The organism is Schleiferilactobacillus harbinensis, from assembly GCF_008694105.1.
GTDB classification, from domain to species: domain Bacteria; phylum Bacillota; class Bacilli; order Lactobacillales; family Lactobacillaceae; genus Schleiferilactobacillus; species Schleiferilactobacillus harbinensis.
Genome location: NZ_CP041364.1, coordinates 2013225 through 2025395, shown reverse-complemented (window position 1 = coordinate 2025395; position 12171 = coordinate 2013225). Strand labels below are relative to the sequence as shown.

General features: G+C 55.4%; 11 protein-coding genes and 1 pseudogene. 10 read left to right on the top strand and 2 right to left on the bottom strand.

The annotated features are described in order from the left end of the window. Positions 1 to 43 precede the first annotated feature (43 nt). The 4 genes from FMM01_RS10060 to FMM01_RS10045 all read left to right on the top strand — a co-directional run bounded on the left by FMM01_RS10060 (position 44) and on the right by FMM01_RS10045 (position 3049). On the top strand, positions 44 to 538 hold the full coding sequence (locus tag FMM01_RS10060; protein ID WP_150392423.1) for a PTS sugar transporter subunit IIB: 495 nt from the start codon (positions 44 to 46) through the stop codon (positions 536 to 538). Positions 539 to 541: 3 nt separating this feature from the next. Continuing rightward, the gene (locus FMM01_RS10055) at positions 542 to 1351 is read left to right on the top strand and encodes a PTS mannose/fructose/sorbose/N-acetylgalactosamine transporter subunit IIC (protein ID WP_146994177.1); all 810 of its coding nucleotides are present in this window, start codon (positions 542 to 544) and stop codon (positions 1349 to 1351) included. Beyond that, positions 1344 to 2204: a PTS system mannose/fructose/sorbose family transporter subunit IID gene (locus tag FMM01_RS10050; RefSeq protein WP_150392422.1), complete on the top strand. Its 861-nt coding sequence runs from the start codon at positions 1344 to 1346 to the stop codon at positions 2202 to 2204. Before FMM01_RS10055 ends, FMM01_RS10050 begins: the two co-directional genes overlap by 8 nt. Positions 2205 to 2275: 71 nt before the next feature. Continuing rightward, complete coding sequence (locus FMM01_RS10045; RefSeq protein WP_190973340.1) at positions 2276 to 3049, top strand: HAD family hydrolase; 774 nt, start codon at positions 2276 to 2278, stop codon at positions 3047 to 3049. Positions 3050 to 3098: 49 nt separating this feature from the next. Here the strand turns inward: FMM01_RS10045 and FMM01_RS10040 are convergent, their stop codons facing one another. Continuing rightward, on the bottom strand, positions 3099 to 3887 hold the full coding sequence (locus FMM01_RS10040; protein WP_150392420.1) for a hypothetical protein: 789 nt from the start codon (positions 3885 to 3887) through the stop codon (positions 3099 to 3101). A gap of 171 nt (positions 3888 to 4058) precedes the next feature. Here FMM01_RS10040 and FMM01_RS10035 point away from each other — a divergent pair, with 171 nt between their 5' ends. The 6 genes and pseudogenes from FMM01_RS10035 to FMM01_RS10010 all read left to right on the top strand — a co-directional run bounded on the left by FMM01_RS10035 (position 4059) and on the right by FMM01_RS10010 (position 10311). Further along, positions 4059 to 4466: a PTS sugar transporter subunit IIA gene (locus tag FMM01_RS10035; protein ID WP_146994181.1), complete on the top strand. Its 408-nt coding sequence runs from the start codon at positions 4059 to 4061 to the stop codon at positions 4464 to 4466. Between the two features lie 67 nt (positions 4467 to 4533). Continuing rightward, positions 4534 to 5811, top strand: a pseudogene (rpoN, locus tag FMM01_RS10030) (RNA polymerase factor sigma-54); the annotation flags it as partial. A 6-nt stretch (positions 5812 to 5817) separates the two neighbouring features. Further along, complete coding sequence (locus FMM01_RS10025; RefSeq protein ID WP_150392418.1) at positions 5818 to 7413, top strand: glycoside hydrolase family 43 protein; 1596 nt, start codon at positions 5818 to 5820, stop codon at positions 7411 to 7413. A 17-nt stretch (positions 7414 to 7430) separates the two neighbouring features. Further along, positions 7431 to 8144: a hypothetical protein gene (locus FMM01_RS10020; RefSeq protein WP_150392417.1), complete on the top strand. Its 714-nt coding sequence runs from the start codon at positions 7431 to 7433 to the stop codon at positions 8142 to 8144. Positions 8145 to 8174: 30 nt separating this feature from the next. Beyond that, positions 8175 to 9515, top strand: coding sequence for a glycoside hydrolase family 36 protein (locus FMM01_RS10015; RefSeq protein WP_190973339.1), 1341 nt, complete (start codon positions 8175 to 8177; stop codon positions 9513 to 9515). A gap of 16 nt (positions 9516 to 9531) precedes the next feature. After that, positions 9532 to 10311, top strand: coding sequence for a PTS sugar transporter subunit IIC (locus FMM01_RS10010; RefSeq protein WP_150392415.1), 780 nt, complete (start codon positions 9532 to 9534; stop codon positions 10309 to 10311). A gap of 62 nt (positions 10312 to 10373) precedes the next feature. Here FMM01_RS10010 and FMM01_RS10005 read toward each other — a convergent pair whose 3' ends face one another. Next, the gene (locus FMM01_RS10005; protein ID WP_190973338.1) at positions 10374 to 12155 is read right to left on the bottom strand and encodes a DUF2264 domain-containing protein; all 1782 of its coding nucleotides are present in this window, start codon (positions 12153 to 12155) and stop codon (positions 10374 to 10376) included. Positions 12156 to 12171 lie beyond the last annotated feature (16 nt).

The window sequence follows — 12171 nt, the reverse complement described above, 5'->3', positions numbered from 1 at the left end:
AATGAAGGCGCTTTTGCGTCAGAAGAATAACGGAGGTGTGGACATGATTGCTATGATGCGGGTCGATGACCGGTTGATTCACGGTCAAGTCGCCGTCATGTGGTCCAAGAACTTGCAGGTGGATCGGATTCTGGTCGCCAATGACCAGATCGCGGGCAATGAGATTCAAAAGAGTGCCTTACTGATGGCGGCCCCAGATGGGATCAAGGCAGCTATTCTGCCAGTGGAGAAGGCCATTGGGTTGGCCAATAATCCCCGGGCCGCTAAGCTGCGCATTTTGCTGCTGGTGAACAATGTCACGGATTTACTGCGGGTCGTGAAAGAAGTGCCGACAGAAGGGGTCAAAGTGGACATTGCCAATGTCGGTCGGGTCGCCGGGGATCTGGAAAACAAGAAGAAGATCACGGATACCGTCTATTTGACCGATGAAGAAATCGCCCAGGCGAAGGAAGTTGGCCAAAGCGCCCAAAACTATGTTTACCAACCGCTGCCTGGCGATTCAGCCATTCCATTCATGAGTCTGCTGAAGGAGGACTAAAAAATGTTCGTCAATGCATTGATGGTGGGCTTAGCGCTCACGATTCAAAAGTTTGGTGACTGGTACGGCAGTCTGGGCTTCAACCGGCCGATGGTGGCCGGGACGATCGTCGGGATCCTGTTGGGCCACCCGACCCAAGGCATCATGATCGGTGCCGCTCTGGAACTGGTTTACTTAGGCAGTATTTCTTTAGGCGGGGTCATGCCCCAGGACTTCGGTATGGGGTCCGTATTCGGCACCGCATTTGGTATCCTGCTATCATCCAAGACCTCGGTCGCTATTGCCCTATCTTTGCCCATTAGTATGCTGGGTACGCTGGTCTATCAAGTGTTTAAGATTTGGGCGACGGCTTTGGTACCCCGTTTTGAAGCGCATTTGAAAGAACATAACATCAAGGCCTTCAACCGCCTGTGGCAAATGCAGCGGGCCGTTTACTTAGGCATGTGGTTCGTGCTCGGCTTCGTCGGCATCATGGCCGGGACCAATGCCATCAAGGCCTTGGTCAATGCGATTCCCCAACCGATCATGAACGGCTTGACCGTCGCCGCTGGGATGCTGCCGGCCGTCGGGATCGCGCTGTTGATGATCACCCTGTGGAACCGAAATTTAGCCCCGTGGTTCTTCTTAGGCTTTGCCGTCGTTTCTTTCTTCAAGGGCACGATGATCGAGGTTGCGTTCATCGGGATCTGTATCGCCATGCTGGTGGCTGTTGCTGACTTAGCTAACCGGCACAAGGGCAGCAACGACACCCCCACCACTAACGGTGCGTCCGCTTCGGATGAGGATGTAGAGGAGGACTTCTTAAATGACTGAGCAAGTGCAAAAAACCGATAGCTTCTTAACCGATAAGTCGACTGAGAAATGGTTCTACCGGAAACTGTTCTGGCGGCAAAACTGGCTGATGTTCTGTACGTCCTATACGAAACAGCAAGCCGTTACTTATTCCTGGGTCTTGGAACCGTTCTTGAAGAAAATCTACGGCGAAGATTCTGATGCATTCTATGACGCCATGCTGCGCCACCAGGATTTCTTCAACACCACACCGATGATGGCGCCGTTCATCATGGGGCTGAACACCTCCATGGAACGGGAAAACCATGATCAAGGCAAGTCCTTCGATGTCTCATCCATTGCCGCCATCAAGGCGTCCCTAATGGGCCCGTTTGCCGGCTTGGGCGACTCTGTGCAGCAAGGCGCCCTGCGGATCATCGCCACCGGGATCGCCATCGGCTTCTGCCAAAAGGGCATGTGGCTTGGCCCGCTGTTGTTCCTCTTGATCTACAACATTCCCAACATGCTGATTCGCTGGTATGGTGCGAAGTTGGGCTACTCTGTCGGCCAAGACTTTGTGGCCAAGACGATGGCGAACGGCATCTTCAAGATCATCACGAAGGCTGTCTCTGTTCTGGGGTTGATGATGATCGGGGCGATGACGGCCCAGTATGTCACGTTCACCTCGACCTATCAGGCCAAGATGGCTGGCCAAGTGTTTAAACTGCAAGCCGTCCTGGATCAAATTCTGCCTGGCTTGCTGCCGCTGCTCTTGGTCCTTGGCTGTTTCGCTTATTTGCGGAAGAAGAATCGCCCGGTCCGGGTACTGGTCGCCATTCTGGTATTAGCTTTGGTGCTGACCCTCTTGGGGATCACTGGCGGCAAGACCGCATAATTACCTGGTTGATGAACGGCGCAGGCGCATGACGGCTGGCGCCGTTCCTTTTTTCTGAAAGGAGAGAAATCGTGACACTATGTAATGACACACTGATCCGTGTCTTGTGTACAGACTTAGACGGCACGTTATTGAACGATAAGAAAGAAGTCGCCCCCGCTGACGTGGCCGCGATCAAACAGTGGCAAGCGGCGGGCCGGCTGTTCGGTATTACTTCCGGCCGTCAGGAAACCGGGGTGGCCCGCGCTATTCGGCCAGAGATTCGGCCTGATTTTGTCGTTTGCTTGAACGGCGCGCTGGTAATCAAGGTCAATGGCCAGCGGGAACGCCGGCCGTTACCGAGTACGGCCGTGGAACAAGTTCTGGGGGCCATGAACGCATATCCCGTGGCGCAAATCATCGTGACCTTTCAGGGCATTTCCCATCCCCTGGATCAGGCATCGGGGGAATTTGCGGGGATTGATCCCGCCCATTTACCGGGAAGCGGTCAAGGTATCGACAAGTTATCGGCCATTATCCGCGATCCCCGGGCCCGGGCTGATCTGCGCTTGGCATTGGCCCAGCTGCCGGTGACGACCACTCATTCCGACACTGATTATCTCGAAGTGACAGGTCAGGGTATTACGAAAGCCAGCGGTTTGCAGCTCGCCCTGGCGGATCGTTATCCCTTAGCCGCCGTGGCGGCCGTGGGGGATTACGGAAACGACGAAGCGTTGATCAAGAGTGTCGGCCTGGGCTACGCTGTGGCTAATGCGACGCCCCGGCTCAAGGCGGTGGCCGACCGGTTGACCGTGGCCAATACGGATGCACCAATTAGCCATATTGTGCAGGATTTGTTGAAATAAGGCAGAAAAAGACGGTGTCGCCGAAAAATGGGCGGCACCGTTTTTCAGTTTATTCAGCTTGCCCAAAGACTTGCAGCTCGGTTAACGCTGGGAAGGTCGATGCATCCTTGTCTTTAACCAGATGGGTCAGCTTCAACCCCGTGATGGTCCGGGGAGCAATGGCAAAGTGCTGCGGGTCAGCAGTTTTTTGCAAATGCAGGACCGTGTCGCTGCCGTCGGAGAAGGCGACGGTAATGCTGGTCCAGTGGCTGTCGTGGGGATAGTCGGCGCGAAGTACGATGACCAATTCCTCGATTTGAACGGGATGACCCAGCGTCAAAGTGAATTCGGCGTCGTCCCGGCCGGCAATGCCCCAGGACTGGAAGGGGTAGTTGCCGTGTTTCTCGTTGGCCAACATGCCGTCAATGGCGTTGCGGGCGTAAAAGGCCGGTTCGTCCCGGGTTTCGGCGTTAGCCGCCGCGTGGGGATAGGCGCCGCTGTCGTGGTGCTGGTCGTGACTGTTCTCGGACCAGTTGCGCTGCGCCTTGATTTCCGCTGGTGTCGCCAGCCGCGCCCAGGCGTAATGGTTGCGGCCGAGGAAGGCCCCGTCAGGATAGGGCCATTCCCGCTCAATGTTAAACGGGATTGTGAACACCCAGGGGGATTTGGTGACATAAAGCAGCGCGGGTTTCAGACCAGCGTCCATTTGGACCCAAACATAGGCCGGCACTCGGTCCACGGTGACCTGTAACGCATCACCCTCGGCATATTGATGGGGAAAAGCCAAATATGCGCTGGTGCCGCTGGGACTCTGTTGTAATTGCTGCTGGCCATGGACCAGCGTGATGTGTAATGACATTTTTAAACTCCTTCTGTGCGAAATGCTTAAACACTAGCTGACTGCCCAGTGTTTAATGCTTATCCACTAGTTTACAAGCAAATAGTGTGCCATCATTGGACGACAGGACTGTTTGGCACGCTGCTTGCTTAGTAACAGAGTGGAACCCAACACAGCAAGGAGACGTAATTAATGACGAGAATTATTTTTATTTCCCATAACAAATTAGCCGCCGGCATGAAGGCCGCAGTCGAGATGATCGCCGGTCAACAGGACAACCTTGAAGCGTACGGCTTAATGCCTGGGCAAAATCCGGACGAGATCATTAGCCATCTGCGGACAACGATCACCCCAGATGAACATGTACTAATCTTGGCCGATCTGGTCGGCGGCAGTATGTGCAACGCCGCCATGGCCTTGCTCAACCTGCCGAACGTGAAACTGCTCGGTGGTATGAACTTGGCCCTGGCCTTACAAGTGGTGCTCACGCCGCCGAAAACGGATGACGAGATCGACCACATGCTGGATCAGGCGAAAACCAACTTGGAACACGTGGTATTGAAGAAAGTCACGAACAACGACGGTGATGCCTTTTTCTAACCATTAAAAACACAGGGGGAGGTGCGGGATGATCATGGCGATGAATTAAGGATTTTCGCTCAATCAAACACAATCGCAGAAACTGGCGCTGACTCAGGGGATGCGCCAGTCCATTGCCATGTTGCGGCTGGATGCGCTGGACTTGCAGGATTATCTGCAAGAAATCAGTTTGGAAAATCCGCTGATCAACGTGAAAATGCCAATGATGGCGCCGGTAGCGACGAGCAGTCCCAGCAGCGGCGAGAGTTATCAGATCAAGGATACGCACGGGTCACTGTTTGCCTATCTATTGGATCAGGTCCATTTGACGATGCGCAAAACCCCGTTGCGGGCGTTGGTGATTTATTTGATCAGTCAGCTCGAACCCAGCGGCTATCTGCCGTTAAGCGACGAGGATATCCTGAAGCAGGTGGCGGTTTCGCCCATCATGCTGCTGGATGCTAAGACCCTGTTGCAGCGGTTGGATCCGCCTGGTGTGGGCGCCCATGATTTACAGGAGTGCCTGCTGCTCCAAGCGGAAAATGATGCTGATGCCGCACCCGCCGCCGCAGAGATTTTGCGGGATCATTTCCAAGCGTTGAAGGATCATCGCTGGACGGCGATTCAAAAAAAGTTGGACCTGACCGATCAGCAATTTGCCACAGCGATGAATTATATCCAGTCATTATCGGCTAATCCCGACCTGCCCTATAACCATACCGCCACCAGCTATGTCATTCCCGAATTGCGGGTGACGACCCGGGGCGGCAAATTGCCCTTGCAAATCATTCAGCACAATCAGCCGCAAGTCGTTTTTGCTGAAGAAACTTACGATCAGTTGAAGCAATCCACCGATGCCGAAGTGGCGGAATACATTCAAGACCGTTATGCCCAGTATCAAACGATTGTTTACAACATCCAACGGCGTACCGATACGTTGATGATGGTCGGGCGGCAGATCGTGCAAGCGCAGTACGCGTTTTTCACCCAACAAAAGAAGACCATCGCGCCGTTGCTGCTTCGAGATATTGCCCAAAAATTGCAGATCAGTGAATCCACTGTCAGTCGGGCGATCAATGACAAGTATATTGAAACCGATTTCGGCGTCTTTCCGCTCAAGGATTTCTTCTCCCGGTACAGCGGCGGGGACGAGGGCGCCGACCGGTCGGTGGATCAGATGACCGATGCGCTGCAAAAATTGGTGGCGGCCGAAGATCCAGCTGCGCCGTTGAGCGATGAACAGTTGGCAGCGGCGTTGCAGGCTCAGGGGTATCAAGTGGCCCGGCGAACCGTGGCCAAATATCGTAAAGAAAAGCACATCCCGTCTTCGGCCCAACGCCGGCGGAATGCGAAGCTGAAAGGATAAATCAAAGTGAAAATTCAAAATCCAATCTTACGGGGCTTTAATCCGGACCCCAGCTTGCTCCATGTCGGTCAAGATTACTATTTAGCCACATCGACCTTCGAGTGGTGGCCCGGGATTGAAATTTATCATTCCCAAGATTTGGTGAACTGGGACTTGGTGTGCGAACCCCTGAATGATGAAGCGGCGAATCCGCTGCGCGGGGTTTATAACTCTGGCGGTATTTGGGCACCGCATTTGAGTTACGCCGATGGCCAATATTGGCTGGTGGGGACGATCATCCGCAGCGCCACGGCCTTCAAGGATACTTTGAATTTCGTAATGACTAGCGATCAGATTGAAAGCCCCTGGTCCAAGCCCATCTTTTTGACCGCCAGCGGCTTTGACCCGTCTTTGTTCCATGATGATGACGGCCGTCATTATATTTTAAATATGCTCTACGATAACCGGTTGGACGAACCGGGATTCAGCGGGATCGCTTTGCAGGAGTTCGACCCGCTGACCATGAAGGTGCTGGACGAGCGCAAGAAGATTTATAATGGGACTAATCTCGGAACCTGCGAGGGACCGCAAATCATGAAGAAGGACGGCTGGTATTATTTGCTTTGCGCCGCTGGCGGTACCGGCTACAGCCATGCGGCGACAGTTGCCCGCAGCCGCGACATTTGGGGCCCTTACGAGAACTCGCCGATCATGCCGTTGATTTCGACCCGTTACACACCATATGCTCCCTTGAAGAAATGCGGTCATGCCTGCTTCTGCAAAGTCAGCGACGATGAGTGGTATATCGTCTTTCTATGTGCCCGGCCCCTGTTGCCGGTGGGCCGGTCCACGTGTCCGTTGGGGCGGGAGACCGGGTTGGCCCCGATTGAGTGGACGGCCGAGGGCTGGCCGCGCTTGAAGAATGGCACTGCCGTACCAGACCTGGAGATCGATGCGCCGTCCATTGCCCATACGCCGCAAAGGCTGGATTATTCGCAGGCGCTGGACTTTGGTCAGCTGACGAAACTGCCGCCGGAGCTGAAGACGCTGCGGGGACCGCTGGGCGATACGGCGTCCTTGACGGAACGGCCGGGCTATTTGCGGCTGCATGGCCGGGAGAGCCTGTCCAGTTTATATCATCAGACACTGCTGGCTCGGCGCTGGCAGGCGTTCCACTTCACCGCCAGTACAGAAATGACCTTTGCCCCGACGAACTTTCAACAGACCGCCGGGCTGATCCTGTTCTATGACACCGAAAACTGGGCCTATTTGTATTGTTCTTATGATGAACGGCAAAAGCAGACGTTCTTGCAAGTGGAGACGGCCACGATGAACAGCTTCCGGTATTTATCCAAGCCGGTGGCGATCGATCCCGCTCAGCCTGTCCAATTGCAGGTGATGGTGGACCGCAATATTGCGCTGTTTTCTTATCAGCAGGGAGAAAATGGCGGGGTGCTGGGCGAGACTTATGCCGCCGACCGGTTGAGTGATGATTACGTGGGCGACCACGGCCACCTTGGCTTCACCGGGGCGATGGTTGGCCTCTGTGCTCAGGACATGGATGCCCATCGCTCCTATGCCGACTTCAAGTACTTTAATTACGACGAAGATCACCAAGGATAGAAAGGTGCGGACACGGGATGCGCAGTTTTGCGGAACATTATCGGTACCGCTTGGGCGATATGATCGCCGATTACCTGGTTGACCAGGATCGCCAAGTTGAGTTGATGATTTATCCAGCGGAGCGGGCGGACCAAGTGACGGTGCCGACTAACCAAAAGACGACCGTCTCGCTGGTGCAAGCAAAATTGGCCGGCGCCGCGGTAGATAAGAACTTTACCAATGGTCTGACTATGTTCAATTCGGCAACGACCCAAAGTCTGCGGCTGGTTGGTCAGCAAGCGGACACAACCGCAGATGGCCGCCAGACGATTACGACTACCCTGCGGGATGACCAAGGCAGCACCTATCAGCACTATTTGGCCTGGCAACCAGGGCAGCAGCGGTTGAAAGTGTGGACGGCCTTTATCAACGGGCGGCCGACTACTCAGCGCTTGGTTTGGCTGGCGTCATTCTGTCTGAGCGGGGTCAGCCCGTTCTATGGCGACCAGATGCCGGCGGGGACGCTGGATTTGATTCGGTTGCACTCCAAGTGGGCGATGGAAGGCCGGATTGAAGAACGGCCCATTGAAGACTACGACTTAGAGACCAGTTGGAAACCCTCTGGCTTAGCGCTGGAACAGTTTGGCCAAAACGGCACGATGCCAGTACGCCGGTTCTTTCCCTATGTCGGTTTGCGGGACCGGGCCGCTGATGTGACTTGGTTAGCCGAGCTGGCGGGACAGGCGTCCTAGCAACTGAACGTCAGTCGGTTAGATGACCGGTTGGCCATTTTTGGCGGCCTGCCCGACGCTGATAATGGCCAATGGTTTACCGATGTAGCCCCTGGCAAAGACTATACCAGTCCGTATGCCTATTTGACCGTGGGCACTGGCGATCTGTTGACGGTCAGCCGCCGTCTGCAAACGCCAATCAAGACCACCGAGCTGCCGATTATTTACAATGAATGGGGCACCAGCTGGGGCAATCCCAGCGCGGACCTGGTCCACGAGTCGGTCGCTTTATTGCAGGACCATCACGTGGATTGTTACGTGATTGATGCTGGTTGGTACGATAGTCCCGATGGCAATTGGGACGGCGGCCACGGGGACTGGCTGGTGGATGTGGACCGGTTCCCCGGCGGTTTGGCGCCGGTGGTGCAAGATATCCATGCCCACGGAATGCAGGCCGGAATTTGGTATGAATATGAAACAGTGGGCCGAAACAGTGCCAAGTCAGCCGATACGGAGGCCCTGATCCAAAAGGACGGCATTCCGGTGACGACCATAAAGCGGCGCTTCTTGGATTTGACGCAACCAGCGGTCCAGACTTACCTGCGGGAACGCATGGTGCAGCATCTAGTGACCAGTGGTTTTGATTATCTGAAAGTGGATTACAACGATAGTGCGGGCATTGGCGCCGCCGGTATTGGCGGGGTGGCCTCGCCCGCTGAGGGGTTGCAGCGGCTGACTGATGCCGCTTTGGCGATGCTGCACGAGGTGCGCCAGGCCGTTCCGGGGATCACCATCGAGAATTGTGCCTCTGGTGGTCACCGGCTGACGCTGACTTGGATCGATGCCACCGATGTATCCTCGTTTTCCGATGCCCACGAGACCCACAGTATTCCCATCATCGCAGCAAATGAGCTGAACGTTATTCCTGCCGCCAAGAACTTGATTTGGTGTGTCGTCCATCCTGAAGATAGTCCAGATGAGTTGTATTTTCATTTGATCGCCACGTTCCTGGGCCGCGTTTGTCTTTCTGGTGATATTCGCCAGTTGCAGCCCAGCCAGTGGCAGATTATTGATCAGTGTTTAGCGTTCTATCAACACTACGCGGCACTGATTGCTCAGGGCGCGCCTTTCCGGGAGGGGCCAGCCGTTTTGAGCTACCATGATCCGGTGGGATATCAAATATCTGGTTTTAAGCAGGACAAGCAAATGCTGGTGCTGATTTTTGGGTATAATTTGCCAGCTCGACGGTTCGTGAATCTCGATATTCCCACAGGCTGGCGGCTGACGGATGCAGTGGGCAGCACTGCGATTCAGCGTACTGACCAGGGCCGGGTGAGTATCGCACCGCACATTTTTGCTGCTCGGGCGTTTGTTTTTGCCCCGACCGCGTAGGCAGGAGGATAGTTTCATGATTTTATTGATTCAGGCGCTGCTTGTTGGCACGGCGCTGGCCCTTCAGAAATGGGGCAACTGGTTCGGCTCGCTGGGTTTTGATCGGCCGATTCTGGCCGGCGCGCTCACGGGGCTGCTGTTAGGCAGCTGGCGAACAGGCATTATTGTCGGTGCGGCCCTTGAGCTGGTTTATTTGGGCAGTGTGACGCTGGGCGGGACGATTGCTTTCGACATCGGCATGGGCACCGTCATGAGCACAGCATTTGCGATTCTGGGGCCATTGCCCTTGGGGGTGACGGTCTTACTTTCTTTTCCTGTCAGTTTGCTGGGGGCTGTCGTGTATCCCGTCTTTAAGAAATGGTCAACCAGCCTTGTGCCGCGCTTTCAGGATGAATTAAAGGCCCACAAAATTCAGGCGTTTAACCGTTTGTGGCACCGGCAATGGCTGGCCTATTTGGGCTTTTGGTTCCTGGTCGGTACTGGCCTGACCCTGCTGGGGGCGCCCCTTTGCCGGTTGCTGGTGCCGGTGCTGCCCGTGCCCTTGGTGCATATTCTGACAGTGGGGGCAGGTATGCTGCCGGCGATGGGCATCGCTGCGATGCTCATTAGTCTGTGGAATAGTGAACTGATTCCGTGGTTCTTCTTAGGCTTCGCACTCGTGGCTTTTTTCAAAGGCAGTATGATCGAAGTTGCCTTTATCGCCAGCGTCATTGCGGCATTGATGGCGGGTAATGCGTGGCACCATCGGCAGCCGCCGAAGGCCAAAAGTGTGGAAGATGATTTTCTTGATGATTAGGGACTATGTATGACAAAGGCGCTGAATCCAGTTGGTGGGTTCAACGCCTTTTTGATGCCCGGTTATTGATAGCGGGGAATGGTGATTGTTTGGCTGCCGTAGTGGACTGCGTACCCAGTAGTCGTGACCGATAACCGGACGTCAGCATCCGCCGGCGCCATGCCTGGGCGGGGATCGCCCAGTACCGCACAGGCTAAGATGTGGCGACCAGGCGTGAGCTGAGTGTACAGTGCTGGTACCACATTTTTCTCCGGTGAAATCAAGTTGGTGTTCGGCCCCTGATCCACATGGGTTGGCTGCCGGTTAGCCAGCAAATCAGTGATCGTGCTGACTGCTTCGCGATTGACGGCGCTGGTGCTGTGGGCCGTGGTCGCCGGTGTCTGGTGCTTCGGATTCCAGGGTGCCAGGGGGAAGCCGCCTTCGTAGGTATCCAGGGTAAACGTTGTGGTCACCTCATGAATACGTATGTGCAGAGTTGCCGTGAGCGGCACCAGGTAAGTAACGACTTGGGCGGTGGTGGTGTGCCAGACACTGACGGCGTAATCGGCATACATTTGACTGGCGTCAATGACGCGGCGGCTGGTGAATTGGTCCTGGCCCGCAATCGAAAAGGCCAACGCATTGTCGATTGCGAATTGCTGGATGTATTGGGTATCCCGGGAAAGATTGAAGCCAAAGTGGGACGAATAGGCAAACTTGCCATATTTTTCCTGGCCGTGATACATCAGCTTGGCGATCGGAAACTGCTTCGAAGCGAGGAAGACGTGCTGGGGAATGGCAGGATCAACAATGAACTGCATACCGCCGGCGGTTTGGTTTGACCGGGCGGGCAGCGCCGGGTAGCCGGCCGCCGGCAGCTGCCAATAGGGATCGGCGGCCGGTAATTCCAGGATCGTGAACAGCTTGAAGGCCCACATGGGCGATCCCGGCGCATTGTAATCCTCGGACAGCAGGTAATTGTTATACCCGTAGCCCACGGATAACGGCCCGGGAGTGCTCAGGGTGATTGGCCGGTGGGCCCAATACTGGACGCTGCGGTCAATGAGGCCCTTGATGATGGCGGGAGAAAAGGCCGTCCCTTGATACGCCCCGCTCAAATAGAATTGGCTCCAGAAGCCGACGGGCGCAAAGCGATAGGTTAATGACCGGCCGAAGGGAATACTCCGACCCTGGGCGTCAAACCAGTAAATATACTGCTGGACGAAAGCTTGCGCTCGCGTAATAAAGTTTTTGGCGTGTTCATCATCCACCAACCGGGCGTAAAGCAGACCGTAGAAATGAAAGGCAAACCCCAGATAATAGTCCATCTGGTGCGTAGGGCCGTCGGTATACCAGCCGTCACCGATGTAGTAGCTGTTGATTTTTGCCAACGCATCGGCCAGCACTGTTGCCGAGTAAGGATACCCGTGTTTCTTCAACGCCGTATTCAGCATGATTACGAAGAAATACCAATTGCCCGCGGGCAGCTGGACGGTGTTGATGGTGTTCAGCCACTGCACCAAGTAGGCCATATCGCTGTCGCCCAGGTCCGCAGCCAGCTGGTCGCCATACAAGCCGAGGAAGTAACTGATCGCCGCTGTTTCCACGACGATCTGGCGGCGGCTGCGGTCCACTGGCGGCAGGCGACGGGCGCGGACCAGCTGGTAAAAGCGCTGAATGGCCGGATCCTCGCCTAACGGTCGGCCAGCGCTCGCGGCCGCCGGAATATGGCCCCACAGCGCCCGGGAGACGGCTTCCAGTTCGCGGATATCCGGGTCATAGGCCGCGCCGGATTCAGCAACGTAAGTATCGTCAACGGGGGAGATGCGGTTCAGCCAGTCTGTAATTTCCTGACGGGTCAGCACAAAGATCGTCCTTCTT